Origin of the sequence: Kineococcus gurbantunggutensis, from assembly GCF_050871925.1 — a bacterium.
Classification (GTDB): Bacteria; Actinomycetota; Actinomycetes; order Actinomycetales; family Kineococcaceae; genus Kineococcus.
The window spans coordinates 38,325-64,278 of record NZ_JBJLSG010000002.1; the positions used below are offsets into that span (position 1 = coordinate 38,325).

Genomic DNA, 25,954 nt, shown 5'->3' on the forward strand with positions numbered 1-25,954 from the left:
GTCGGGGCTCCTGGGGGCTCGTCGGTACTCGCCGGTGTGGGAGGGCGGCGCGGGGTCCGGTCCGTTCGTCGGCGCGAGCGGGGCTGGTGCTCCTAGGTGCTGCCGCGTCGGTGTTGCATTGACCAGCTGAGCCTGCCACCGTTTTTGAGACGTCCAATCGAACCCTTTGCGTCACGTGATCGGCCGCCTCGCCTCGCCTTGCACGGGTGTGGTGGTGCTGGCGCCGATGTTCCGTCGTGGAGGGGTGAGGTCACTCGAAGGTGCGTGCGACGTCGACCGGCCACGCACCGGAACGGATCGCGCGGCCGCCGCTGCTGAGCTCGCTCGTCCCGACCCCGCCGCACGCGCGGGCGGCCCGCTCACCCTCCACGCCCAGGACGTGGGGCAGGTCGTCCTCGGTGGCTCCGGCGGCGGTGACCTCGGCGCCCATGGCTAGGCGCACCCCGCCGTCCAGGACCACCTCCTGCGTCACCGGGTCCCAGACCGTTCCCCGCTCCCAGACCAGCAGCGACGCCTCGGGGGAGCCGGAAGACTCCGGCGACTCGGGCTGCTCAGGCGACTCAGGGGAGTCGGGGGAGTCGGGGGAGTCGGGGGAGTCGTTGACCAGCAGCAGGCAGCCGTCGACGAGCTCGACCCGGCCGCCGGTCCCGGAGGCGTTGTAGGCGCCCAGGGACCCGGTCTTGATGATCACAGGGCCGTCGAGGAGGGACTCCTCCGATCCGCTGTCCTGGACCACCACCTGCGCAGCCCCGGGCTCGTGGCCGAGGTCACCGCGCGCGTGCGCGTCGTCGATGCAGGCCTGCACGCTGTCCCCGGAGGAGGTGTAGAGCGTGTAGGTGTCCACCCCGATGGAGGAGGAGGTCAGCGCTGCCGCCGGCGCGTCGCACGCCTGCAGCGCCTGGTCGACGCGGCTGGCCAGCCCCGACATCTGCAGGAACGAGTACGGCTCGCGTTCGACTCTGACGTGGCCGGCCAGCACCCCCAAGGGCGCGTTTCGCAGCGGATCGGCTCCGGCGGCGTCGGTGACCGAGAGGACGGCGCTGTAGGGCTGCCCGCTCTCGCGGCCCTCCTCGACGCGGAAGGCGGCGTAGGAGTCCGGGAAGGTGCACTGCGCCCAGGCGCCGAGGGCCACGGCCTGCTCCTGGGCCCACAGGAACGCCACGGCCTGCTCGAGCGTGCCGAGCTCGGTCACCCACCCCTCGTTCGGGTCCTGGATCACCGGCCGGGCCACGTCGGTCTGCGCGGGGCAGGCCTGCAGCAGCTGGGCGCGCGCTTCGGCCACGGCGGCGGAGTCGTCGAAGGCGCTGCGGTGCTCGAGCGCGCGGTCCTGGGGCGCGGAACGCTCCGGCGCGCCGGGCTGGGTGCCGCAACTGGACAGGACGACCACGATCGCGCAGGCGGCCAGGGACGAGAGGACGGGCGGGGTCTGCATGCTTCCTCCGTGCTCGCGGCGTGCCGGGTGACTGGGAGTGGACGTCGAAGGCGCAGCATCCGTTCCACCGGGATCATCGCGCGGCTCGGTGCACGTCGTCCACGAGCGCACCGACCAAGCCGAGGGCGCCGAGAGAGCCGAGGGCGCCGAGAGAGCCGAGAGAGCCGAGAGCACCGACCAAGCCGAGGGCGCCGAGTACCGGCAGCGGCGACCCGCGGGAGTCCTCGATCGGCCCAGCTGCAGCAGATGACCCCGACGCGGCAGTGGGCATGGACCAGCATGCTGGCGTGCTCTAGACGTTCTGGCTGATGCTGGTGGCCGCCTCCTCAACCGTCTCAGCCTGTGGGAAAGCTCGCCCGCGGCGGTGGTGGGTCTCCGGTGCGAAGAGCTCGGCCAAGAGCGGCTGGGTCAGGCTCTTCGAGGTCGCTGCCTTGTTCTGCAAGGTGGTGGCGGGCATGGACTCCGCGGGCTCGTCGCTGCCTTGGTGGGCTCGGGTGGCGGTGATCGTGCTGGCCGTCGCAGTACCCGCCCAGGTCGCCACCGTCGTCGGCAGGGGTAGGGACAGGAGCCGTCGGGCGGCGCTGAGGAAGGGTGAGGGGCAGTGCGACGCAGCCGCCTGACATGCCAGGATCTCCAAGCCCGGTGAAGGCAGGTAGTCCGGCGCTCACCTGAGAACGCCACCGTTTGTGCGACGGCGACCGCACCTGGACGGCGTCATGAGCGGTAGGTCTTGCGGGCGCCAAGATGGGGTGGAACCAGCTCGTCGCTGCGGCCATAGGAGGGTGTGACCCCCGTGGACGACACCGCCGCAGCAGAGGGCCTCGGCCGGCACGGCGGGGTGGCCGACGAGCAGCTGTGGCGGCGTGCCGCGGCCGGTGAGGTCGACTGCTTCGGTGAGCTGTTCAGCCGCCACCACTACGCGGTGCGCTCCTACTGCCACCAGCGCACCGGCTCCCTGGTCGATGCCGAGGACTTGACCTCCATCGTCTTCCTGGAGGCCTGGCGCCGCCGCGAGCAGGTCCAGCTGCACGGGGTCAGCCTGCTGCCGTGGTTCCTGGCCGTGGCCGGCAGGACGATCCGCCAGCGCTGGCGCACCGCGCGCCGGCACCGCGCGGCCCTGGCCCGCATGCCGGGTGAGCTGACCAGTCCCGATCACGCCGAGCACGTGGCCGAGCGCCTGGACCTGCAGGGCGACCTGGCTGCGGCCCGGCGCGCCTTCGCCCGCCTGTCGGCCAACGACCAGGACGTGCTGGCGGTGTGCGTGGGGCAGGGGCTGGACTACGCCGCCGCCTCGATCGCCCTGGGGGTGCCGGTCGGCACCGTGCGCTCGCGGCTGTCGCGGGCCCGCGCCCGGCTGCGGAACCTCTCCCAGAGCCAGGCACCTGACCAGGCCGCGCCCGCACCGGCTGTCTTCAGGGCGCCGCCCGAAGTGGTGCCGATCGTTGTTGCTGCCACCCCGACCGCTGCTGACCAGCGCACCACGCAGGAGGCCCCGTGAGCACCCAGCTGCCCTTGCACACCCCGACGATGAGCGCTGAGCGTGAGGCCCTGACCCGCCAGTGGCTCCAGAGCGAGGCCGCCGCGGCTCTCCACCGCCGCTCGGCACGGCCTTCTTCCTCCATCCGCAGGTCGACCCGGCCGCTTGCGTGGCGTCTTGGGCTGGGTGTCGCCGTGGCGGGGGCGGTCGCCGGGGTGGTTGTCCTGGCCCCGGGCGAGCCCGGAGCCCCGGCCGGTCCCGCGGTGGCCGCGGCCGGGGTGACGTTCAGCGCCGACGCCGGCGGCGCGTTGCTGGCCGAGATCACCGATCCGGAAGCCTCCGCGGCGGCGATGAGCGCGGCCTTCGCCCAGCGGGGCCTGGACATCCGGGTGAGCCTGGTCCCGGCGGCACCGCAGCTGGTGGGGGCGGTGGTGATGACCGCCTCCGACCCGGCGTTGGGCAGCATCGAGGCGGTGGCGCCGCGCGCTGGTTGCCTCACGGCGGGTGGGGCGCCGTGCGCGACGGCGGTGCAGGTCTCGGCCGGCTTCAGCGGTTCCGGGGAGGTCTCGATCGGTCGTGCGCCGCGCGCTGGTGAGCAGGTCGTCGCGAGCTGACGTCGACGAGGTCACGGCCTGCGCCGTGAGAGAGCACCACGCCAGCGCGCGCTGTGCTCACCTGTCCCCCTGCAGCGCGGCGGTGTAGCGCAGCGAGTAGCGCCAGAACAGGTGTCGGCGCAGCACGGCTCCCGGTACCTGCCGGCGCGCGACCTCGCGGATCTCGCGCAGGCTCGTGCTGGCCGGCGCGGTCGGTGCGCTCATGGCGATCGGTGGCCGGCTGGATCCCCGCTGCAGGGTCTTCACCGTGCCCACGAGCAGGTTGGCGGGGATCGCGGCGGTGCTGAGCAGGTGGTCCGAGGGCGTCTGCTCGCGGTACAGGCCCAGGACCACCAGCGTGCCGCCGGGGGCGAGCAGGTCGCGCAGCCGGCTCAGCGCCGGCTCCAGGGGCAGGTGGTGCAGCACCGCCAGGGCGGTGATGACGTCGTAGCCGCCGGGCAGGTCCGCGCTCAGCAGGTCCTCGCAGTAGAAGTCCACCTCGCCCCGCCCGCGGTCCTGCCCGTTGTCCTGCCCGCGCGTCAGGCGCCGTGCGGTCTCGATGCTGGCGGGGTCGACGTCCAGGCCGGTGACGTGCCCGGCGCGCGCTGAGAGGCGGCGGGCCAGCTCCCCGGTGCCGCAGCCGACGTCCAGGGCGGTGCCGATGCGCGCGGGCAGCTGCCGCTCGATCCAGCGGTGGTGGTGGGCGTTGTGGTCCCAGGGGTGTGCCTGGTTCCACTGATCGCACCAGGTGAGTGCGCGCTGACCGAGGCTTGCCATCACCGTGCTGCCACCACCGTGTCGCACCTCCGCTGCACCTGCGCTGCCACGTCGCTGCCACGTCGCTGCCACGTCGCGTCCTTCAGCATCCAAGCAGCCGCGGGCGCCCACGGACAAGATTGACGAGGCGGCGAAGGCCGCTGGCGTCTGTCGCGCAATCCGTTGACAGGGCGGTCTCACGAGATCGTGCAGCAGATCCGACTCTGAGCAGCTCACCGTTCCTGCGAGCGCTGCTTCGTCGTGCTGGCAGACTCCTCCCGGGTCGTGGGGGAGCGACGTGGTACCCGATGCGCATCGCAGCTCAGTACAAGCACTCCGAGCAGTACCCACGCCGTACCCAAGACCTGGCCGGCGAGTACGTCGGCGGCGTAGTGCGCGCCCACTACGACGCGGGACCAGGAGATCCCAATGCCCACCGCGAGGGTGATGCCCGCGCACCACCATGCTGGTCTTCGCAGGTAAAGCAGTGCCAGTGTCGCGATGAGTCCGTACAGCACCGTCGCGCCCACCGCGTGGCCGCTGGGCATGGAGTACCCAGCCACGAGGCAGGGAACCGACCTCTCGCAGGAGTAGTCCGGTCTCGAACGTTCGATGAGGACCTTCAGGACCGAGCACGACCATGAAGCCGCGAGCGGGATGCTCGCCAGCGCCACCGCGCTTACGAGTCTGCGACCACACGCCGCAGCCAGGACCAGCGCGCCGGTCAGCGCCGTTCCCGGCAGCGGGTTGCCGATCGCGCTCAGCTGCTCGGCGCACCAGCCCAGTACGGGCAGGTGGACTGCGGCAGTGAACAGCACGCCGCTGAAGTGGTGGTCGAGCCGCAGGCTCAGCAACGCACCGGCCAAGAGTGCGGCGATGCCCCCGGTCCACAACAGCCAGCGCACCAGTGAACGCAGTCGTGCGTCAAGGCTCACCACAAGCCTGCGGTCGACACCCTTCACGCTCGGCGCCCCGCAGCGATGCGGTGATCGCGGTGATCGCGGTGACCAACTGCCGTGAGGGTGGCGCGTTGGGAGGACAGGGGTGCGCACAGCCTGAGCTGGCGCTGGTACACCGCGGACACCGACGCCTGCGTCATGGATGCGTCTCCGTCATGGATGCAACACGCGGGCTCACGCGCCGCCCTCCGGTGCGCTCGATACGCATGTCGGTGCGCGCAGCCCCGCTGCAGCGGCGGAGCGCAGCGTTCGGCGCCTTCATCGAGCACAGGGCTGCATCGACTGCCTCGATCCTCTCGAAGGCAAAGCCCTTGGCACCACCTTGGCCACCGCAGCACGCCGAGTCAACCATCAGCGCTGCGAGAGCCGAGCTGGCGCGCCCAGGATTGCGCACGCCTGCGCCTGACTGCCGGCGAGCCCGGCGCTGCCTCATCGGCACGCCGAGCCTCTCACGGGTACGCGCAGCATGGTGCGCAGCCGCAGAGGCTGTGCTGCAGAGCCGGCGCGGCAGAGCCGGTCCTGCGCTCTTGCGCTGCTCAAGCTGCTGGTCAGACTGCTGATCACCGCAGCACATGCCGCGACGTCGGCACCACCCTCTCGATTCCGTCCCACCCGCGAGCCGTCGGGCTCGAGCACGCTCGGCGCCCGAGGCCACCAGCGTCATTGGCCCCCTGAAGGGGTGCTTGACAGCAGCCGCCAGCGCCACCGCACGTGTGCACCCGCACGCCGACCCAAGACCGACGCTGAGTACGAGAAGCTGCAACAGGTGCTGCTGAACACTTTGTCGATGGCGCGCCCGCCACTGTCACCACGTCAGCGACCCCAGCGATGGCGGCGGTGGCAGCTCCAGCGGCGGACGAACCTGCGTTCATCGGAAGTTACGAAACTCGATGGAACCACCTCTTTCCGCGCGCACGCTGAGGCGTTAGCCTTCGACGCTGCGTGAACCAGGACGCGTCAGGATGCGTGTGCACTTCGAGGGCCGCCGAACGGTGGTTGGAGGAGGATCCGCTAGTGGGCTGGCTCGACGTGCTGGGCAGGGCGTCCTTGCGGTCGTACAGATCGCTGGATGCGACGCGGAACGTGGTGATCGCCGGATCTGCCGCCTGGCTGGTGGACCCGTTGCGCTGTGCTGGGCGTGGCGGGGTGCAGCCGGCCGGTCACGGCGTTCGAGGTTCCGGTGGATCGGCGGGCGTTTCCGTTCGCGCCTGGTGGGCCGAAGGTGGGGGAACCTGCTCACCTGAACGCAAGGTGTCCTTTGGGTGTTCTTCTGGATTTGCTCGACACCTTGAAAGACCGCGCCTTAAGGTCCCCGCATGACGTGGCTCCTCACGGGCGGCGCCGGGTACATCGGTGCACACGTGGCGCAGGTCATGCACGACGCCGGCGAGGACGTGGTGGTGGTCGACGACTTGTCAACCGGTCGCGCTGGACGACTGCCCGCCACCGTCCCCCTTCACCGCTTCGACATCGCGGACACCGCGGCACTGTCGCAACTGATGGTCGACGCCAAGGTCAACGGGGTCATCCACCTCGCGGCGAAGAAGTCGGTGGAGGAGTCGGTGCGCGACCCGTTGTTGTATTGGCAACAGAATGTGCAGGCGTTCCACAGTGTCTTGACGGCCATGTCTGCATCGGGGGTGCATCGGATCGTGCTGTCCTCTAGTGCCTCGGTCTACGGCCAGCCCTCCGGTGGGATGGTCAGCGAGGAAGCCCCCACGCTTCCAGCGAACCCTTACGGACACACCAAGCTGGCGTGTGAGCAGATGCTGAAGGCTGCCGCGGAGCCTTTGGGTCTGAGGTGGATCGCGTTGCGCTACTTCAACGTGGCTGGTGCCGCCGGTGGAGTGCTGGCGAACGAGGCCTCCAGCAGCGTCGTCCCCCTGGTGCTCGAGGAGCTCAAGGCCGGGCGGGCGCCGCGCATACACGGCGCGGACTACTCCACGGCCGATGGCACCTGCATCCGCGACTACGTGCACGTGCTCGATCTCGCTCGTGCGCACGTCGTGTCCGCTCAACGACTCGTGCGTGGCCCGGCCGCTGAGGTGTTCAACATCGGGCGCGGGGTGGGCATTTCGGTGCGTGAACTCGTCGATGAGGCTCGCGAGGTCACCGGCGTTGGGATCGATCCATTGATCTGCCCACGCCGGCCCGGTGACGTGGCCGAGGTCGTCGCAGCCGTGGACAAGGCGCACGAGCAACTCGGTTGGGAAGCGTCGCTGGGCTTGAAAGAGATGATCGGCAGTGAATGGGCGTGCCGCAGCGCTGCACCTGCGCTGTGAAGACCTTCTGACGCTGCGCGCGGACCGAGCGCTTCGGCGCACAGTGATGACGATGCGGGGAGACCTATGCAACGGGTACTGGTCACAGGCGGTGCGGGCTTCATCGGCAGAGCTGTCAGCTCGGCGTTCCTGGCGCGATCCGTCGCGGTGGACGTCGTCGACGACCTGCGCGTGGCGCCGCTGCAGCAGCCGCTGGGCAACTTGATGGTCAAGTCGGTCCTGGACATGGACGAGTCCGACCTCGACGGCGTCGAGGTCGTCTACCACCTCGCGTCCCACAAGAGCGTGCCGGAGTCCTTCGACAGACCCCTGGAGTACCTGGACAACATCGACTCCGGGCGCCACCTGCTTCGCCTGTGCGCCGCCAGCTCCGTGTCGCGAGTCATCATCGGCAGCACGTGCGAGGTGTACGGAAACGCCTCGATGCTGCCCAGCGCAGAACACTCGCCGATGTCGCCGATGTCGCCGTACGCCGCTTCCAAGGTCGCTTTGGAGATGCTGGCTCGTGCCCACCAGCAGTCGCGAGGTCAGGTGGAGGTCACCATCGCGCGCCTGTTCAACGTCTTCGGTCCCGGCGAGAGGACCGACGCCCTCGTTCCCCGCCTGTGCCACAGCGCACTGGTGCGTGCTGAGCTGCCGATCGAAGGTTCGGGACTTCAGCGCCGCGACCTGTCCTACGTCGATGACACGGTCGACAAGCTGGTCGCGCTCGCCCGGGGGCCGTACGTTCCTGTGGTCAACGTCGGATCCGGCCGTTCCTGGTCGGTGCGCGATGTGGCGCTGCAGATCCAGCAGTTGGCCGCGGACGCCACGTTCGTCGACCTGCCCGGGCGGCGCAACGAGATAGCGGAGTTCTGCGCGGACACCTCGGTGATGGATTCCCTGCATCCGCGAGCGAGAGCTGCGACGCCGGTGCCGATCGGCATCGCACGCACCTTCGACTGGTGGTCTCAGCGCACGACCGGCACAAGCACTTCTCATCGATCTTTTGAAGGGGTTGCCTCGTGAGCGGATTCTCCGCCCCTGTACGCGCCAGCGTCGATGTGACGTACGCCTGCGACCTCCGCTGCATCCACTGCAGGACGAACACCGGTGAGATTCCGCTGCACATCCGTCGCGCCATGCTCAGCATCGAGCAGCTCAAGCAGGTCATGATCGACCTGGACCGGATGGGTGCGTTCGAGATCACGCTGACTGGTGGCGAGCCCACGATGCGCAAGGGCTTCTGGCAGCTCATCGATGTGGTGAAGGATCTGCGCCACTCCACCGTCACGCTGATCACCAATGCCGCCAACCTGGACCGGCGCCAGCTGGACCGGATCGTCGACAGCGGCATCACATCGATCCGCGTGAGCATGGACGGGACTCGCGAGACGTTCAAGGCCGTTCGCCTTGTCGACTCCTTCGATGCCGTGGTGGACAATGCCCGCTACCTGCGCGATCGGGTGGACAGCCTGAAGGTGTTGACGACGGTTATGAAAACAAATCAGGACAACGTCTTCGAGCTCGTGGAGTACCTCAGGTCCGACGGGTTCCGGCGTCAGGACCTCATCGTCGTGCGTGCACACGGCCGCGGTGGACGCAACCGGCTGCTGCTCACCGAGCAGGAGACGCTGGACATGCACCGCAAGGTGCAGGAGTTCAAGAAGTCGGTCGCACCCACCGAGTTCGACCTGAACCTCAACGCGCCGTACCTGGTGCCCGGAGAGGCGTACGAGCCGGTGCAGGACATCGTCATGTTCCCCTACCTGGTGCGTGACAGCAGCATCGCGGTCTCAGCCACGGGCGATGTCACGATGAGTCGGCTGTACAGTCCTCACCCATTGGGCAACGTCAAGGACGCCTCCGTGGCGCACATCTGGTCCAGTGGGCAGCAGCAGTTGCAGGAGGAGCAGGCCGCCTTCTCCGAGGAGGAGCTGCGACACATCTTCTGGAACTTCGCCGAGGGCGAGAGCGAAGCGGCTCAGCCGGTCTTCACCTCCCTGCTGGACCGGCAGATCTTCGAAGGTTATGAGGTGCGTTGAGTGAGCGGTACCCACCTGGTCCGCCTGTACGACCTCGGTGAGCCGGCCCGCGACGGGCTGTCCGCGCACCTGACGTCATCGGTCCTTGGTGTCCGCGACGGCGACGGTGCGTCAGTCGCGGGCGTAGGGGTCGGCTCGTACCTGACGTTCACCCAGGACGGCAAGCCCGTCGGCAGCATCGAGCTGCACCCGTACGGAGTCTGTTCCCTGGGGCGGGTGACTCTTCACGAGGGGCACACCGATCGGGCGAGGAGCGCCGCAGTGCTCAGGCGCGCTCTGCACTACCTGCACTGGTCGGGATTCGCGTACTGCCTCCTGGACGAGGTGCCCGATGACCCGCTCATCCGCGCTGCCAGCGTCGCCGTGCCCGAGGGCTCGGGCACCGCGAACCTGCTGGCGAGCAGCGCTGATGACCCCTCCCTCGCCTACGGTGACATCTTCGTCGATCTCACCAGCACCCATCTGCCCGACTTCCCGACCTCCTTCTCGCAGGAGGGCGCGACGTACACCATCCGCCGGCCCGAAGCCTCCGAGCAGCGTGCGCTGACCGGGTGGATCGAGGAAACCTTCGGTGCCGGGTGGGCCAGCGAGGTGCAGCGCTCCTTCGCCAACACTCCCATCTCCTCGGTCATCGCCGTGCAGTCCGACGACGCCACCGCGCAGACACGCCGGCCGGTCGGCTTCATCTCCTACAACACCACCCGCCGCGGGATGCTCTCCTCGATCGCCGTGCGTGACGACCTCCAGGGAGTCGTCTCGAGGATCGGAGCAGCACTGCTGACCCAGTGCTTGCACGAGGCCCGGATGAGCGGTTTGAGCTTCGCGCTCCTCGGTGGCGTCAGCCGTCGGGTGGCCGCGCTGCGCATCTGCCCGGGATCCTGGACGGTCCCCGGCTCGCACCCCAGCGTCTTCGGAAGAGGAATCAACGCGCTATGAAGCTCGTCATGACCGTCTCCGACCAAGCCTGGGGCGGCAAGCACCAGTACATGGACGACCTCGCCGAGGGGCTCCGCGAGCGCGGTCACCACGTCAGCGTCGTGTGCGAGCGCGGTAGTCGGATGCACGAGCACCACCGGACGACGCAGCGCCCTCACCACGCGGTGGCCGCCTTCGCCGCGGCCCCGCAGACCGCCCTGGCTGACCTGGGTGCCTTGATCGATCAGGAGGGTGCGCCCGACGTCCTCATCGTCTCCGGCCGTCACGACGCCGAGGTGGCTCACCGGCTCTTGGAGCAGCGCCTTCCGGATCGGAAGCTCTCGACGCAGTGCCAGGCGCGCCCGGCAGTGTGCCTGTTCCGCCACTCCGCCTTCCCGCTGTCCGAGGGCACGCGCACCGAGGAGCTGCTGCGCAGCACCGACCTGATCGTGGCGACCTCGCGCGAGCAGGCCGAGCGTCAGTTCGAGCACCACGTCGAAGCCGGCACCCTGCGCCCGCGGCAGGTGCACGTCATGCTCAGCAGCGTCCCCCCCGCGCTGGAGCAGCGCCTGTCCGAAGTGGACCGTGAGGCCGCGCGCGAAGCCCTGCAGGTCGACCCGGAGGCGTTCGTCTTCCTGGTGCCGGCTCGGCTCTCGTGGGAGAAGGGCATCGATCGTGCGCTGAGCGCCTTCGCGGCCCTACCCGAGGGGGTGCGCGAGCTCGCCGTGCTGATCGTGGCGGGGGAAGGACCTGACGAGCAGGCACTGCGGGCGCAGTGCGCAGCTGCCGGTCTGGAGCAGCAGGTGATCTTCGCCGGCCACCAGGAGGACATGGCGCCGCTGTACACCGCGGCGGACGTGGTCGTGCTGGCCAGCACGGTGCCCGAGACCGGGCCGCTGGCGTTGAAGGAGGCGATGGCGGCCGGGCTGCCCGTCATCGCCAGCCGCCTGGGCGGCATCCCCGAGTTCGTCAAGCACGAGGAGCACGGCTTCCTGGTGGACAGCACCGAGGAACTGGTTGCTGCCATGGAGCGGATGGTGCGCGATGAGGCCCTGGCCGGCAGCATGGGCATCCGGGCGCGCAACGACGTCCTGCACAAGCACATGCTCGCTCCCCGTCTGGACCACTTCGAGACCCAGCTGTTGGCCCTGCACCTGAGCACCGGCGTGCGCGCTGAAGCGCTGAGCGAGCTGAACTGGGCCGAGGTCCGGCTCAAGGATGAAGGTGATCGAGGAATGGTGTTCGTCCCGGCCAACTCCCTCATCACCGTCGTCGACGCCGAAGAGATGCTCGTGATCGAGCACGCCGTGCGGCACGGCAGCAGCGCCGCGCTGGACGACCCGCGGGTCGGCACCGACACGCTGGTGCGCCTGGTGCAGATGGCCGCACTGGTTCCCCTGCGCCTGGGCCAGCAGAACAGCGGTGCGCCTCGGTGATCGTGCTGGCGGTGGTCGCCCACCCCGACGACGAGGTCCTCGGGGCCGGCGCCACGCTGGCGCGCCTGGCCGCTGAGGGGCACGCGGTGCACATCCTCATCCTCGCCGAAGGGGTCAGCCTGCGTCACGGACGCCTGGATCTGCAGCAAGCTCGCGAGCGCTGCCGGCGCGCTGGCAGCATCCTGGGCGCAGCACAGGTGTCCTTCGGCGGCTTCGCCGTGGACGGCGGCCTCATGGCCGATGCGCCCAGCCGGGAAGTCGTCGCCGCGGTGCAGAAGGCGATCGACGCGGTGGGCCCGCAGCTGGTGCTGACGCACCACCACGGCGACATCCACGCCGACCACCGCCTGACGCACCACAGCGTCACCTACTGCACCAAGGCTCCGGCCACCGCATCGGTGCGAGAGCTGCTCACCTTCGAGGTGCTGTCCTCCACCGAGCAGCAGGCCTCGGGTGCGCCCTTCACGCCCGACACCTTCGTGGAGGTGGGCGCGTACCTGGATGTCAAGTGCGCGGCGATGCAGGTCTACGACGACGAGTGCCAGCCCTACCCCCAAGCCCGCAGCATCCAGGGCATCCGAGCCCTGGCTGCCGTGCGCGGGCTCCACGTCGCCGTGCACGCAGCCGAGGCCTTCGCCACCAGCCGTCGCCTGTTGGGTCAGCAGTCGCCGCTGCCCGCGCACGCCGCCCACGCCGCCCAGGGCGGCTGAGGTGCACCTGTACCTGATGCGCCACGGCCACGACCAGCGTGATGCCCAGCGCGCCAGAGACGATGACCGGGTGCTCTCGGCCACCGGAGCGCTGCAAGCGCAGGCCGGCGCGCACCTGCTGCGCGGTGCCAGCATCACCCACCTGCGCACCTCGCGCCTGCTGCGAGCTCAGCAGACCGCCGATCACGTCGGCCAGGTGTTGGGGCTGCCCTGGCAGGTCGATGCCCGGCTGGACGAGGTGGGAACCGGGCTGCACGGGCAGCAGATGCCCCAGCCGCCCAGACTGCTGCGCGCAGCCGACGGGGCGGATGCCTGGTCGCGGTACGTGCACGCCATCGGCGACCTGCTGCACGAGCTGACCTTCGCCAACCAGGGGGCCGGTGCCCACCTATGGGTGTGCCACAGCGGCACGCTCGACGCGCTCTTCGAGGCGGTGACCGGCACCCGCGGCGAGGTGGAACTGGCCATGGCGCACGGAGCGCTGACGCACTGGCAGTACCGCCCAGGTGCACGCGATGGTGCCTGGCTGCTGCACTCGCACAACGTGAGCCCCCAGGTGGTGAGCACCCGTGCGGCCTAAGCTCCTGATCGTCTCCGTGGACGGCGGCCAGCCCGACACCGTCCGGCGCGGCAACTTCTTCGCACCCCCGCGCTCGAGGCGGGGCCACGCTGAGAGCCCGGTGCACACGGTGCGCTCTGTGTACCCCTCCTCCACGGCCAGCGCGCACGCCAGCTTCACCACAGGACTCCTGCCGGCGCAGCACGGGATCGTCGGCAACCGGTTCTGGAGCCGTGAGTCCGTGGCCGAAATCCGCGCCAGGGCCGAGGATCCGCTGGCCTCCTTCCACCCGTACGAGCACTCCAGCCTGCAGGCGCCCTCACTGCTCGACTGGTGCGCCGGGGTAGGCCTGAGCACCGCGGCGGTCCACTTCCCGCAGACCCTGAACCACGACCGGCACGGCCCGACCCCGGCCTACTACTGCTTGTACGCCCCCCGGCGCACCGTTGCCATCCCCACTGCCCGCGATGGGCAGCAAACCGCTCCGGTGGGCGTGGACTACTTCGGTGAGCGCCTGGAGCTGCACGTGCAGCTGCACGCCAAGGGCGCCACGCTGCGATGCGCCGACACCAGGGTGCAGCTCTCACCCGGTGAGGCGGTGCGCCTGTCGATCCCCACCAGGGCCGGCCTGCTGTCGGTGCCCGTGGTCCTTGAAAGTCCCGCGGTGGCACAGGACCACGGGATGCTCGCTGATGCGGGCGAAGGCGCCAGCGCCAGCTTGACCCTCTTGACCGCAGCGCTGCTGCTGCACTCCACCGGCCTGGACCCCGCGGTGCTGTCGCCGTCGCAGGCAGGACCCTCGGCGACCTGCGCGTCCTACGTCGACGCCTCAGGTGAGCAGTACTTCGAGGTCCCGACCGCCGCCTGGGTCACGCAGACAGCGTTACGGGTGATCGAGCGCCACGACCCGGACGTGCTCCTGCTCAGGTTCAACCAGACCGACCACGCCCAAGAGTTCCTCACCTGGGACCGTCTGCGCGGCTCCGAGGCGGCGATGCGAGATGCCGACGAGCAGGTGATGGCCACCTACGCCCTGGTCAGCGAGCAGATCGAGCAGGTGCGCGCAGCCCTGGGTGAGCACGTCCAGGTCCTGCTGTTCTCCGACCACGGCATCGACTGGGTGGACACGCACCTGCGCCCCAACGCGGTGCTGGACGAGCTCGCTCTGGCCGACCGCATGGTGTTCCAGGGTGACAGCACCTGTGCGTACCTGTACTGCGACCAGCCGCTGCACCCCGCCGAGCTGCGCACCCTCGAGGAAGCACTCGCCTCGCTGGGCCCCCACGTGGGCTGGCTGCACGGTGAACACGCTCGCAACCTCGGCCTGCCCTCGCCATCACCGCGAACGGGCCGGCGCATCCTCACGTGCGGTGAGCACGCGGAGTTCTACTACTCCACCGGCCCAGCCCGACAGGCAGCGCAGTCGGCCTCTCACGGCTTCACCCCCGACAGGGCGTCGATGTCGGGCTTCTTCCGCACCTACGGGCCGGTCCTGCAGGGAGCCATGCCACCGGCCTCCCTGATCGACCTGGCACCCCTGGTTCGGCGTGCCTGCCGCGAGCTGTTCGGTGTGACCGGTGACTGAGGCACCTTCCGCGTACGTGCTGCGCAACGTCAGCCGCACCTACCACAGCTCCAGCCAACCGGCCGTGGACGACGTCACCTGCGAGATCGCGCGAGGTGACTTCTTCGGTCTGCTCGGGCGCAACGGTGCGGGCAAGTCGACCTTGATCAAGATGATGGTCGGTCTGCTGCAACCAGATCGCGGCGAGATCCACGTTCTTGGGCACAAGATCAGCGACGACCGGTCCGGGCACCTGAGCCGGGTCGGGTACATGCCGCAAAGCGCTTTCGCGTTAAACAACCTCACCGTCGCCGAGGCGTTGCTGGCGGTGTCCTACCTGCGGGGCCTGCCGCTGCGCCGAGCGCGCACGCACCGCGACGAGCTCATCGAAGTCCTCGGTCTGAGCGAGATACGTCACCGCGTGGCGCGCTCGCTGTCGGGGGGGCAACGCCGCTTGCTGCAGTTGGCCGCCACCATCGCGGGAGAACCCGAGGTGCTCATCCTGGACGAGCCGACCAACGAGCTGGATCCGGGTCTGCGGCGCTTCGTCTGGTCCTACTTGAAGGACTTGAACCGCCGAGGCCTTACCATCATCCTCATCACTCACAACGCGCTCGAAGCGGAGCAGGTGATCGAGCGGGTGGGCATCATGCGCGCCGGTAAGCTGGTGGCGGTCGGCTCACCTCAAGACCTCAAGCGATCGGTCGCCGGTGAGATGCACGTCAGGTTCTTGCGCACCAGCCAGGTCACCTTGCCCTCCTATCTCGAAGATCGAGATCCGCAAGGCTCCTACGTCGATGGCTACCTGCCCCTGGACCACCTCGACAAGTTCCTGGCCGATGTCCCCCCACGTGACCTGCTCGACCTGAGCATCACTTCGACAACCCTCGAGGACGTCTACTATGGCTTTGCTTGACACGAGCCGACGTGACGTGAAGTGGACGCGCCAGGTTCTCACCCTCTTCCTCGTCCAGCTGTCGAACTGGCGCTGGTCCTGGCCCCAGATGTTGCTGACCGGGATGCTGGCGCCGCTGCTGACGGTGCTCACCCTGGGCTTCTTCGCCAGAACCTCAGGTGATGCAGCGCTCACCTACGCCCTTTCCGGTAGCATCGTGATGGCCCTGCTCTTCGAGACACAGAGCAAGATCGCCAGCAACTTCGCCTTCATGCGCGAGACCGGTGCCCTGGAGTTCTTCGCCTCGATGCCGCTGCGCCGCGAGAGCCTGATGCTGGCCAGCCTGGCCGCCTTCACGTTGCTGGCGCTGCCCTCGGTGTTCGTGACGACGCTGCTGGGTGCCTGGCTGCTCAATGTCACCTTGAGCCCGCCGTGGTTCGCGGTGGTCCTGCTGCCGCTCCTGGTGCTGCCCAGCGCGGGCATCGGCGCCTTCATCGGCAACCGGTCCCGGTCCCTGGAGCAGGCTTCATCCACCAGCTTGGCCGTGACGCTTTCCCTGCTGGCTCTGGGTCCTGTCGCCGTGCCGGCGCACCTGCTGCCTGAGCCGCTGGTGTGGGCCGGTTACCTCAACCCGGCGTTCTACGCCGCCTCACTGGTTCGAGGCAGCCTGCTGGGCGGCGACCTCGCAACCGTCGGCCGCGATGTTCTGGCACTGATGGCGATTGCTCTCCTGGCTTGGGCGCTGGCCCGCCGGGCAATGCAGTGGCGTACGTGAGCTGTGACCGGGAAGGGGATGCATCACCATGGACGACGAGAAGTTCCTGACGCGCTTCGCCGAGATCACCACGGAAGTGACCGGCGCGCCGGCACCTGCGGACTTGAGTCTGGACACCAAGTTCGCCGACCTCGACATGGACTCCCTCGACCAGCTGGAGCTGCTGACCGCCTTCGAGGAGGAAGTCGGTCGGCGAGTACCGGCCGCGGCGCTGCAGAAGATCGAGTACGTGCGCGACATCCGTGACGTGATCGTCACCTCGACCGTCGGTGAGGAAGGTTAATCGTGCAGGAGGTCGTCGTCACGGGAATCGGGGTCCTGGCCTCGCTCGGCAACGAAATCAACGCCATCTTCGATCGGGTGCTTGCCGGCACGTGCGGGATCACCTGCGTGGGCGACGACCAGCGCGGCCTGGGCGACCACCTCGAAGCGCGCGTACCTGATCACTACATCGACCAGCTGAGCGGGCACGAGAGCAGCGGGATGGACCGCTCGGTTGCCTTCTCCATGAACGCCGCGCGTTCAGCCTGGAAGATGGCCGGCCAGCCCGAGGTGAACACGCCAGACCTGGCCGTGTCAATCTCCGCGGGGCTGGGTGGCCTCACCTCGATCCGCGCCACCTTGGACAAGCAGCGCCAGCAACATCAGAACACCGTCAGAGCATCGACTGTCCCCCGCGTGATGCCCAATGCGGTGGCAGCCAAGGTCGCCATCGACCTCGGTGCACAGGCGGGAACCTACAGTCCGGTCAGCGCGTGCGCTTCGGGACTGGAAGCCATCGCACTGGCCCACGGGCTGATCGCCTCAGGTCAAGCCGAGGTCGTGGTGGCCGGTGGCTCTGAGGCGGTCCTGGACCCGCTCACCGTCATGGGCTTCGGGGCGTTGCGAGCACTGTCGACCAACACGACAGATCCGGCAGCGGCCTCTCGCCCCTTCGACCGCGAGCGCGACGGCTTCGTGCTGGCCGAAGGGGCGGGCGTGCTCGTCCTGGAGTCCATGACTCACGCGCGACGACGCAGCGCCCAGGTGCTGTGCCACGTCGAGGGCGCAGGCATCACCTCTGACGGTCATCACCTCGTGGCCCCCGAACCCACCGGCCTCATGGCCGCGGCCGCGATGAGCAAGGCGCTGAAGATGGCCCGGCGCACCGGCGCGGACCTCTCCGGCGTCTACGCGCACGCCACCGGAACGATCGCCGGCGATGCCGCCGAGGCCTACGCCATGCGCCGAGTGTTCGGCCAGGACGTGGGCGACGTTCCCGTCACCGCGCTGAAGTCCATGACCGGCCACCTGGTCGGTGCCTCAGGGCCCTTGGCTGCAGCGATCGCGGCACGCGCACTCAGCGAGCGCGTCATCACACCCACCCCCAACTTCGTCGACACCGACATCGACGTGGACCTCAACGTCGTCGCCAAGGAGCCGCGGGAGATGCCGGCAGGACCCAACGCTCTCATGGTCAACGCCTTCGGCTTCGGAGGTCAGAACGTGAGCCTGGTCCTCAGCTCTGCCCGTGGGTGAGTAGAACGCTCCCACCAACCAGCGCTCGCCTCATGCACCACGGAGCAGTCGACGACGAGCACGGTAAGGTTCGGCGCCCGAGTACGGCAGCACCCCAGGTGTCGCCTGAGCACGGCAATGCCTGGTGGGTGGGTGCGGGCGCAACTGAGAAGTCAGCGCCGTGAACGGCTGGCCCCGCGCTGGCCCCGCGACCGTACACATGGCATCTACATCCCCTCTTGGCCGGTGGGCGATCCGGCGCGCGCTGGTCCCCGGTGCGCTGGTCCTCGGCCTGTCACCGGCTGCAGCGGTTGGACGCCGTGGTCATGTCCTGGTGATCATGACGCCGCGATCGTGCAGCACGCTTGCGACAGCAGGCCCTGCCACACCCCGGGCCCTGCTCGAGTCGCCGGGCGCTGGTCGAGCCACCGGGCGAGTCGCTGCGGCTCCTTCCGGCTGGGGCACCGGTAGCGTCCACGGGTGGATGCCAGCGCGTGGATCGCGGCGATCAGCGGCCTGGTGGGTGCGCTCATCGGCGCAGGGCCTGTCCTTCCTCGGGACCGTCCTGGCCGCCAGGAGGGCGGCCAGGGCCGCGATCACCGGCCCCTCCCCGGAGGTGATCAAGCTGATGCTGGCCTCGCCGGACCCCGCCCGGCGCGCGAAGGGCTACCGGATGCTGGACGCGCTGGCGCAGTCCTTCGCCGACGATCCTGACGCCCCGGACGAGCTGAAGCAGGAGGCGGGCAGGGAGATCGCCGACCGGGCCACCTCGACACCGGACATGGAGCGCGCGCTGGGGGCGGCGGAGAGCTTGTCCGCGCAGGGTGAGGACGTAGACTTCGACGTCCAGGACGGTGCGGAGGAGAGCGATGACCCTCAGCGGTGAGCGCAAGGCCCGCAGGCGCGTGATCAAGGTGACGCCCCAGGCCGTGGATGCCGCCCGGGCGCGGGTGAACGCGTACAAGGTGCTCGGCATCACCCCTGATCCCCACCTGGCCAAGCTGGCCACTGTGAGCTACACCCCGAAGGAGCCCCGGGCCAAGGCCTGAGCTTCGGACCTGACCCCGCGTCCCTGGCCGGGTGCGGGGCCGAGCTGTCAGCCGGCCCGGACCCGGTGCCCCGGTGCGGGCACGTGCGCAGGTGCCGGGGGTGCACGCAGCCTGCCCGGTCGCGCTCGTCGAGACGGTGATGGCGGTCCGGGACCGAGGCGGGACCGAGTCCGGGGCTGGGCGCGAGCGTTCGAGGGTCAGGAGCGCTCGCAGGCCGAAGGTGGCCAGCCGCGGGCGCCGGGCACCCAGCGGGTAGCAGGGCGTGCGGCGTGGCGGTCGGGTGCCGCGTCTGGCGCGCAGGGCATGCAGCAGGCGCCGGCGCTCGGCCAGGTCGACGCCGCCCTGCCGCAGGCGCCACCGGCGCGGGAGGCGCCGCCCGCGCCGCCGGAGTGTTCGCGGGAGGAGTGCGACAAGAAGGTCTTGGATCGGGGCCTGTGCGCGCGGCACTACCGGGAGGCGTGGCGGGCCGGGGAGTTCACGGCCTGACGCGCGGTGGTGGGGCTCGTCCTTCGGGGCGGGCCCCTTCGCCGTCCCCCCGGGTGAACCGGTCACGCAGCGTCGATGACGAGCGGGGCCGAGTGGTCCGTCCGGGTGAGCGAACGTAACGCTCCTCGGTCACTGAGGGCGTCTGGCTTCAGCTCCTCCGGCGGGGCCCCGAGAACCAAGTTGTTGGCGTCATCCCGACGCCGACGGCTTCGCCGACCTTGGAGGTCCTCGTGCGCAACCGCATCTCCGGCGCCCTCGCCGTCCTGCTCCTCATCAGCGTCATCGACTGGCAGACCGCCAACCTTGAGGCCCTGCGCGGGGCCTTCGACCTGGCGACCGCGATCGTGCAGTCCCAGCAGCCGGCGTGAGGGGCGAGCAGGGCCGGGCCGCCCGGAATGCGGCCCGGTCCGTGCTCGCTCACCACCCCAACGGCACGTGAGCGCCCCACCTTGAGCGCTCGGCGGAAGATCCTTCCGCGCGGGTAGCCTGCGGGCACTGGTAAGGGCCCGGGTGCGCGTCACGCCGGGTCGAGGGAAGGTCAGGACCCCCGCCGGACGGCGGGACCTGGCCGGGCCGGGGAGGGGTCGCCACTACGGCGGCAACCCCTCCTTCGCGTTGCGGGCATGAGCGCGGTCAAGTTCCCAGCCGCCCGAGAGCCCCGCCGAGGCGCAGGACCTCGTCCTGCAGTCTCTGACCGTCAAGCACGTCCTCAAGCCCGACGGCAAGCGCGCGCTGCGCAGCACCGCCTCCCCCGACGAGGCCGACCTCACCGAGCCGCTCCACCGCAGTGCTCTGCCCAGCGCGCCACCCAGCCCTGTGGCCGGAGCACCCCCCGATGCCGCACCGAGCCCCCGCCAGGCACTCCGGGGGCGCGCACCTGTGGCCGTGCAAGCCCCGCAGGGGATGGGCGTCCGGCCGCCCCTGTCGCCTGGGCCATCCCGCCGCGAGGCGGGATACTGCGCTTGCCCTGGACCGGTCGGCCCGCACCGGTGCCACGTACCCACCAGGATCGGGGTGTGGGCGACGAGTGCAAGCGTTCGACCCGGGAGCGGGCCGACGAAGGGCTGCCCCGGCGGCACTGGGGAGCGATCGGCGGCGTCTTCGCGCTCGCCCTGGTCCTGGCGGGTGTGCTGTGGGTGTACGCACCCATGCGGATGATCGACGACGAGGACCACACGCGCGTCGTCAACGGTCAGACGGTGCCCGACCGCACCGCGATCGCCGCGGCTGAGAACGCGATCCGCGCCCCGCTCGGCGTGGCTGCCGCCGCCCTGCTCGCCGGTGCTGCCGCGGTCACCGGCGCCATCGTCGGCGGCCACAACGCCCGCTTGACCCGGCGCTCCCTGGAGCGGGCCCAGGAGTCCGTCGAGCTGGCCAGGCAGTCCAACGACCTGGCGCGCGAGCGCGACCGTGAGACAGCCACCCACAGTGCCCGGGTGCTGGAGCACGAGCAGGCGCGCGCCGACGACGACCGCTACGCCAAGGCCATCGAGCAGCTCGGGCATGCCGCGGCCTCGGTGCGCCTGGGAGCCCTGCACTCCCTGCACCGCCTGGCTGTTCAGCGCCCCGAGCGCACCGAGACCGTCCTGGACGTCTTGTGCGCCTACCTGCGCCAGCCCTTCCACCACGTGGACCTCGACCACGAGCCCTCGACACCTCCGAGCGCGGAGGACCTCACTGGTGGTGCGTGGTGGCCTCGCGATCACGAGGTGCGCGATGAGCGCGACGCGGAGGCGGAGGTGCGGCGCACCGCCACCCGTCTGATCCCCGCGCTGCTGCCGCAGATGACCCGGGCAGACGGTGCTGGCGAGGCCGTGCCCTCAGGAGCACCCGCCGACACCCTCGCGGGTGCGAGCGGGCACGACTTCGACGTCAACCTCAGCGGTGCCGCACTGGACGAGCTGGACCTGTCGGGCCGCCGTGTCCACGACGTGATCTTGCGAAGCGCCTACGTCGCAGGTGACGTGACCTTCGAGGGCGCAGCGCACGTCACCGGCACCTTGAGCCTGGACGAGGGAACGCGCGTTGGCGGTTACCTGACGCTGGGCGATGACGTGCGTGTGGACGGCGACGTGCTCGTGGACGGCCAGACCCGCATCAGCAAGGGCCTGGCTCTGGGCGTGGGCAGTGCGAACGCTGCGACGCCCGGCCCGGGCGTGCGCGTGGGCGGCGACGTCCTGCTCGGCTCCGGCACGAGCGTCAACGGCGCTGCGGTGATCGGCGCCCGGGCGCGCATCGGCGGCAAGCTCAGCTTGGGAAGGGAGGCGTACGTCGGCGCGCTCACCATCGAGGAGGAGGCGTGCATCGAGCGCGGCCTGCTCTTGGCCGTCGATGCGCGCTCGAACGGTGACGTCCACCTCGGTGAGCGCGTCTGGCTCAAGCGCATCTTGGTCAGTGGAGGTGTCCGCATCAACGGGAAGCTGTGGCTGGACGCGGACACCGTCGTCGATGGGGACATCTCGTTCAACGGGCAGGTCGTCATCTCCGAGGGCCTCGTGCTCGGGCCCGACGCGCACGTCCGCGGAGCTGTGAGCGCGGGTCGCGAGTGCCGGATGTCCTACCTGATCCTCGAGGAGGAAGCCCGGATCGACGGCGCGCTCAGGCTCTCCGGCACCACCGTCGAGCACACCATCTCCCTCAGCGCCGGTTCCCGGATCGCCAGGGGGCTGCGCCTGAACACCGGCACGCGCGTTAAGGAAGGGCTGCTCATGGGCAAGGGGGCGGTCATCGAGGGCAAGGTGGAGGTGCAGATGTCCTGGCTGCAAGGGATCCGCATGGAACAGGGGGCGCGCATCACCGCCCTGGAGCTGAGCGTGGAGGGCTCCTTGGGCGAGCGCTTGGACCTGCACGCGCCGGAGCAGATCGGGCAGGTGGCGGTGCACCCCCAGGCGGACGGTGACAGCACCCGGTTCGCCGAGCGGGGCATGCACGTCATCGCCTGGCCGTGAGTACCGCACCACCCGCTACCAGGGCGGGCGATCGATGCTGAAGGTGTTTTGAGCTCGCGCCGGTGGTGCGTGGCGCGCGCCGGCGGCGGGTGGCCAGGACAGCGCCTGGTGAACGCTGCCCGCCGTCGGCGCGGCCCGAGCCGGGTGGGGGCGGGGTGGGCACGGCGCCGGGCAGCTCGGGTAGCTCGGGCCGCCCGGAGAGCACGGGACCAGTCGTGGACTGGCGATACTGGGGTGGTGAGGCGGGGGAGGGACCAGGGCGCTCGGGGCGGATGCGGTGCGCGCGCCAGCGCTGCTGTCGGTGCGCGTGCTGGCGCTGGTACCGGTACTGCTGCCGGTGCCGCTGTGGGTGTGCTCGTGCTGCTGGCCGGGTGCGGCAGCGGGGACGGGTTGCCGGCCCCGCAGCAGGGGCTCACGGCCGGGCGGGCGTGGGTGCAGGTGCCGATCGAGCAGCGCGAGGCGCCGCTGGAGGTGGCCGGGCGCACCGTGGAGGGGCAGGTGGTGGACATCGCGCACATGCACGGGTCGGTGGTGGTGCTGAACACCTGGTACGCCGGGTGCGCTCCGTGCCGGGCCGAGGCGCCGGTGCTGCAGGGGGTGGCCGAGCGCTACGCCGGCACCGCTGGCACCGCCGAAGCTGTGGAGGTGCAGCCGGGTGCTGAGCCCGATGAGCAGGCCGGCGGGCGCCCGGGTGTGCAGGTGGTGGGGGTGAACGTGCGTCAGGACTCCGCGGCGCGGGTGCGCGCCTTCCAGGAGCGCTACGAGCTCAGCTACCCCAGCATCGACGATGCGGACGGGTCGGTGCTGCTGGGCCTGCGCGGGGTGGTGCCGGCTGCGACGCCGACCACGCTGGTGCTGGACACCTGGGGGCGGGTGGCGGCCAGCGTGGCCGGGGAGGTGGACGCCTCCACGCTGGAGGGGCTGGTCGAGGACGTGCTGACCGAGGACGTGCTGGCCGAGGACGTGCCGACCGGGAGCACGGCGGGTGCGGTGGTGTCCCCGCCTGCGGCAGTGCCCTCGCCGGGCGCGGGCGGGTAGAGCAGCGGGCAGGGGCGGCGCGCGGTGGCCCGAGCGCGCAGCGTCAGCTCGCGCGCAGGGCGCCTCGGGCGCGCGGGAACAGGCTTTCGTCGTGCCGCTGGCCCAGGTGCAGCGCCAGGTGCTCGGGGCTGATTGTGAGCGGGCAGGCCATGGGAGCTGGTGCGCGTTGCGGTGGCGGACCGGTGTCGCTGGATTCTGCGGCAGACCCGTGGTTCCGGCGGCCGCACGGTGCGGGAGCGTCGCTGCTGGTGCGGCGGGGGCTGCCACCGCCGCAGGCACCGGACAGCCGGGTGGCCGGGTGGCCGGGTGGCCGGGTGGCCGGGTGGCCGGGTGGCCTGGCGTGATCGGGCCCGGTCAGGGTCCGGTGGGGGCGTGCGCTCAGTCGTGGTGGTGCTCGTGCCGGGGCTCGGGCCGTGGCCGATCGCCGTCGCCGCTGCCGTCGCCGCGGGTGCTGATGCTGTTCACCACCACCACCCTCGCGCTGGGCTCCAGGTGGGCTCGCAGGAACGCGGTGAGCTGCTGCCCGCCGACCTCGCGCGCGCTGAGGGCGCAGAGGCGCTCGGCGCTGGTGTAGCCGCCCGCACCGCGAAGCGCGGTGCCGATCCGGGCGCGGGTGCCGTCGGGCAGGGTCAGGGTGCGTGTGGCCTCGTCCCAGGTGGTGCCGTGCGGCCAGATAGCGGGGTGGGTGCCGATGCTCAGGCAGCCGTGGCGCTGGGTGAGTTCGCCGTGCACCGAGGCGGCGGCGCTGGTGGTGCTGGTGGTGTGCCAGGTCAGCAGGGGCCCGTGCACGGTCCAGGACGCGGTGGGCCTGGCGGGCGCGGTGCTCGCCGCCATGCCCGGCGCGGGGGGCGCCAGCTCTGTTGGTGGCGGCAGGGCCGACTCGCCCAGCTCACCCGGTTCGCCCGCATCACCTCCGCCCGCGGCGCTGGAGCGGGGACGGTTCGCCAGTGTCAACACGCCCACCGCCACGCCTATGGCCACGCTGAGCCCGATCATCAGGTGGGCGCCACCCCCCGTGCCGATCCCGGTGCTCTCTGGCCCCTGCGACGGCAGATGCATGCCACCACGCTAGGACCGGCAACGGCTGCAGGAGCAGATCCACCCCGACACGGTTCTCGGCGCGGTGACCGTCGCGGCTGGCCGGTGCTCGGTGCTGCGGGCGTCGCGCGCCGGCGGGCCGGGGGCAGCGGGTCGAGGACCGGTCAGCACGCGCGTGAGCTGCAGCTCGACCTGCCGGCGCTCGCGGCGGTGACGCACGACACGGGCCTGGATCCGGGTGCCCGGTGCTGCGCTGCTCGAGGGCCCGCCGTCGCTGGTAGTGCTCGAACCAGCTCGGTGTGCAGTGCGGCGTGCAACGCGCGGGGCACCGGCGTGGTCCGTGCGGGTGCCGGTGCTCAGGACGGCGACGACGCCGGGGTACCCCTCGATCTCGGCGAAGACCTCCGCGCGTCCGTCGGGCTCGCTCGTGCCGCTCGTGCTGGCGGTGGCACCGCTCGCACCGGCACCGGCACCGGCACCGGCACCGGCCGCGGTGCCGGCCGCGGTGCCGGTGCCGGTGCCGGTGATCGTGGCGGCGACCACCCGCCCGAGGGGCAAGGCGGTGCGGATCGCTTCCCAGGCCCGCTGCCCGACCCGCTGCTCGCCACGCAGCTCGGTGTCGTCGCCGACGCCGCCTGGTCCGCCGCACGAGCCGCCTGGGAGCCCGTCGCGGGGCGCGGTGCCCGGGTGCTCGAGCGGTCCGGGAACTGGTGCTGCCTCCACTCCTGCTGTCGCCTCTGCTCGCGTCTGCGGTGGGCGCAGCGCGCGCTGGTCGTGGTGCAGCTCGACGTGGAAGCCGTCCACGCCCCCGCAGCACTCCTGCAGGTCGCAAGAGTCCAGGTCCCAGAAGTACAGCGCGGCCCGCGTCGTCTGCGGCCAGGTGCACACCCGCTGGGCGCGCACCTGCCGGCGCAGCAGCAGGGGCAGCACGTCGGCCAGCTGCGCGGCGTGCAGGGGCAGCGGCACGGTGCCGGTGCCCAGCGAGGTGAAGGCTGCGGCGGTGGGCTCCTGGATCTGCAGCAGCCAGCTGGGGTGCTGCTCGATCAGGGCGAGCAGCTGCGGCAGGTGCTGCTCGGGGTGCTGCGCCTGCACGCACAGCCGCGCGCCGGGTGCGGGCCAGCACACCTGCGCCTGGAGCTGGGCCGTGGCGTGCACCAGGGCCAGCCAGTCCGGCTCCTGCAGCCTCAGCTGCGGCAGCAGGTGCTGCAGCTGGGCGCGCACCGCGCAGAAGGCGCGGTGGTAGGAGTGCGCCAGCAGGCGCGCGGACAGCTCGCTGCTCGGGCTCACGGGGCTCTCCTGACCTTTCCTGCTCGCTTCTTCTGGCTTGCTGGGTGGCTGCTGTGCAGCGCCTGCTGGTCCTTACCGGTGGGCGGGCGGGACGGGCAGGTGGGTTCTGCTGATCGTTGACGGTGCCAGCCGGTGGGCGTAGGCGCTGCTGCCGCGCGGTGCGGTGCGGCAGCAGCGCGCTGGGGCCGCCGCGCAGGCGCGGTGCGGTCAGGTCCGGTCACCGACGGTTGGGTC

Annotated in this window: 25 protein-coding genes; 20 read left to right on the forward strand and 5 right to left on the reverse strand. The window is 70.7% G+C overall.

All coding sequences use genetic code 11. The features are described 5' to 3' along the window. Positions 1 to 250: 250 nt before the first annotated feature. Entirely contained in the window at positions 251 to 1,432 is a 1,182-nt protein-coding gene (locus ACRYR7_RS00515; protein ID WP_432570106.1) for a hypothetical protein, read from the reverse strand. A gap of 793 nt (positions 1,433 to 2,225) precedes the next feature. Between ACRYR7_RS00515 and ACRYR7_RS00520 the strand changes: the two genes are divergently transcribed. Continuing rightward, positions 2,226 to 2,930, forward strand: coding sequence for an RNA polymerase sigma factor (locus tag ACRYR7_RS00520; protein ID WP_432570107.1), 705 nt, complete (start codon positions 2,226 to 2,228; stop codon positions 2,928 to 2,930). Next, complete coding sequence (locus tag ACRYR7_RS00525) at positions 2,927 to 3,523, forward strand: hypothetical protein (RefSeq protein ID WP_432570108.1); 597 nt, start codon at positions 2,927 to 2,929, stop codon at positions 3,521 to 3,523. Before ACRYR7_RS00520 ends, ACRYR7_RS00525 begins: the two co-directional genes overlap by 4 nt. A gap of 57 nt (positions 3,524 to 3,580) precedes the next feature. Here ACRYR7_RS00525 and ACRYR7_RS00530 read toward each other — a convergent pair whose 3' ends face one another. Beyond that, complete coding sequence (locus ACRYR7_RS00530; RefSeq protein ID WP_432570109.1) at positions 3,581 to 4,279, reverse strand: class I SAM-dependent methyltransferase; 699 nt, start codon at positions 4,277 to 4,279, stop codon at positions 3,581 to 3,583. 212 nt (positions 4,280 to 4,491) lie between these two features. Beyond that, positions 4,492 to 5,220 carry a phosphatase PAP2 family protein gene (locus tag ACRYR7_RS00535; protein WP_432570110.1) on the reverse strand — a complete coding sequence of 243 codons (729 nt, stop codon included), beginning with the start codon at positions 5,218 to 5,220 and terminating at the stop codon, positions 4,492 to 4,494. A 1,313-nt stretch (positions 5,221 to 6,533) separates the two neighbouring features. Between ACRYR7_RS00535 and galE the strand changes: the two genes are divergently transcribed. The 18 genes from galE to ACRYR7_RS00625 all read left to right on the forward strand — a co-directional run bounded on the left by galE (position 6,534) and on the right by ACRYR7_RS00625 (position 23,395). Beyond that, positions 6,534 to 7,499: a UDP-glucose 4-epimerase GalE gene (gene galE, locus ACRYR7_RS00540; protein ID WP_432570111.1), complete on the forward strand. Its 966-nt coding sequence runs from the start codon at positions 6,534 to 6,536 to the stop codon at positions 7,497 to 7,499. Between the two features lie 66 nt (positions 7,500 to 7,565). After that, positions 7,566 to 8,507, forward strand: coding sequence for an NAD-dependent epimerase/dehydratase family protein (locus ACRYR7_RS00545; protein ID WP_432570112.1), 942 nt, complete (start codon positions 7,566 to 7,568; stop codon positions 8,505 to 8,507). After that, entirely contained in the window at positions 8,504 to 9,523 is a 1,020-nt protein-coding gene (locus ACRYR7_RS00550; RefSeq protein ID WP_432570113.1) for a radical SAM protein, read from the forward strand. Before ACRYR7_RS00545 ends, ACRYR7_RS00550 begins: the two co-directional genes overlap by 4 nt. Next, the gene (locus ACRYR7_RS00555; protein WP_432570114.1) at positions 9,524 to 10,459 is read left to right on the forward strand and encodes a hypothetical protein; all 936 of its coding nucleotides are present in this window, start codon (positions 9,524 to 9,526) and stop codon (positions 10,457 to 10,459) included. 8 nt (positions 10,460 to 10,467) lie between these two features. Further along, positions 10,468 to 11,874, forward strand: a complete 1,407-nt coding sequence (locus tag ACRYR7_RS00560; protein ID WP_432570115.1) for a glycosyltransferase family 4 protein — start codon at positions 10,468 to 10,470, stop codon at positions 11,872 to 11,874. After that, positions 11,871 to 12,584, forward strand: a complete 714-nt coding sequence (locus ACRYR7_RS00565; protein ID WP_432570116.1) for a PIG-L deacetylase family protein — start codon at positions 11,871 to 11,873, stop codon at positions 12,582 to 12,584. Before ACRYR7_RS00560 ends, ACRYR7_RS00565 begins: the two co-directional genes overlap by 4 nt. A 1-nt stretch (position 12,585) precedes the next feature. Further along, on the forward strand, positions 12,586 to 13,164 hold the full coding sequence (locus ACRYR7_RS00570; protein ID WP_432570117.1) for a histidine phosphatase family protein: 579 nt from the start codon (positions 12,586 to 12,588) through the stop codon (positions 13,162 to 13,164). Next, a complete protein-coding gene (locus ACRYR7_RS00575; RefSeq protein WP_432570118.1) occupies positions 13,154 to 14,728 on the forward strand; it encodes an alkaline phosphatase family protein in 1,575 nt (524 codons plus the stop codon). The genes ACRYR7_RS00570 and ACRYR7_RS00575 overlap by 11 nt, the downstream gene beginning before the upstream one ends. A 16-nt stretch (positions 14,729 to 14,744) precedes the next feature. Continuing rightward, positions 14,745 to 15,623, forward strand: a complete 879-nt coding sequence (locus tag ACRYR7_RS00580; protein ID WP_432570119.1) for an ABC transporter ATP-binding protein — start codon at positions 14,745 to 14,747, stop codon at positions 15,621 to 15,623. Further along, complete coding sequence (locus ACRYR7_RS00585; protein WP_432570120.1) at positions 15,610 to 16,377, forward strand: ABC transporter permease; 768 nt, start codon at positions 15,610 to 15,612, stop codon at positions 16,375 to 16,377. The genes ACRYR7_RS00580 and ACRYR7_RS00585 overlap by 14 nt, the downstream gene beginning before the upstream one ends. A gap of 28 nt (positions 16,378 to 16,405) precedes the next feature. Then, positions 16,406 to 16,660 (forward strand): acyl carrier protein, encoded by a 255-nt coding sequence (locus tag ACRYR7_RS00590; RefSeq protein WP_432570121.1) that lies wholly within the window; start codon positions 16,406 to 16,408, stop codon positions 16,658 to 16,660. Positions 16,661 to 16,662: 2 nt separating this feature from the next. Then, positions 16,663 to 17,895 (forward strand): beta-ketoacyl-[acyl-carrier-protein] synthase family protein, encoded by a 1,233-nt coding sequence (locus ACRYR7_RS00595; protein ID WP_432570122.1) that lies wholly within the window; start codon positions 16,663 to 16,665, stop codon positions 17,893 to 17,895. Positions 17,896 to 18,397: 502 nt separating this feature from the next. Continuing rightward, a complete protein-coding gene (locus ACRYR7_RS00600; RefSeq protein WP_432570123.1) occupies positions 18,398 to 18,760 on the forward strand; it encodes a hypothetical protein in 363 nt (120 codons plus the stop codon). Further along, a complete protein-coding gene (locus tag ACRYR7_RS00605; RefSeq protein WP_432570124.1) occupies positions 18,744 to 18,923 on the forward strand; it encodes a hypothetical protein in 180 nt (59 codons plus the stop codon). The genes ACRYR7_RS00600 and ACRYR7_RS00605 overlap by 17 nt, the downstream gene beginning before the upstream one ends. A gap of 303 nt (positions 18,924 to 19,226) precedes the next feature. After that, positions 19,227 to 19,409: a hypothetical protein gene (locus ACRYR7_RS00610; RefSeq protein WP_432570125.1), complete on the forward strand. Its 183-nt coding sequence runs from the start codon at positions 19,227 to 19,229 to the stop codon at positions 19,407 to 19,409. 230 nt (positions 19,410 to 19,639) lie between these two features. Then, complete coding sequence (locus ACRYR7_RS00615) at positions 19,640 to 19,777, forward strand: hypothetical protein (RefSeq protein ID WP_432570126.1); 138 nt, start codon at positions 19,640 to 19,642, stop codon at positions 19,775 to 19,777. Between the two features lie 648 nt (positions 19,778 to 20,425). Further along, positions 20,426 to 22,357 (forward strand): bactofilin family protein, encoded by a 1,932-nt coding sequence (locus ACRYR7_RS00620; RefSeq protein WP_432570127.1) that lies wholly within the window; start codon positions 20,426 to 20,428, stop codon positions 22,355 to 22,357. A gap of 345 nt (positions 22,358 to 22,702) precedes the next feature. Continuing rightward, positions 22,703 to 23,395, forward strand: coding sequence for a TlpA family protein disulfide reductase (locus ACRYR7_RS00625; protein ID WP_432570128.1), 693 nt, complete (start codon positions 22,703 to 22,705; stop codon positions 23,393 to 23,395). 378 nt (positions 23,396 to 23,773) lie between these two features. Here ACRYR7_RS00625 and ACRYR7_RS00630 read toward each other — a convergent pair whose 3' ends face one another. Further along, positions 23,774 to 24,454 carry a hypothetical protein gene (locus tag ACRYR7_RS00630; RefSeq protein WP_432570129.1) on the reverse strand — a complete coding sequence of 227 codons (681 nt, stop codon included), beginning with the start codon at positions 24,452 to 24,454 and terminating at the stop codon, positions 23,774 to 23,776. Positions 24,455 to 24,463: 9 nt separating this feature from the next. Continuing rightward, the gene (locus tag ACRYR7_RS00635) at positions 24,464 to 25,720 is read right to left on the reverse strand and encodes a hypothetical protein (protein ID WP_432570130.1); all 1,257 of its coding nucleotides are present in this window, start codon (positions 25,718 to 25,720) and stop codon (positions 24,464 to 24,466) included. Positions 25,721 to 25,954 lie beyond the last annotated feature (234 nt).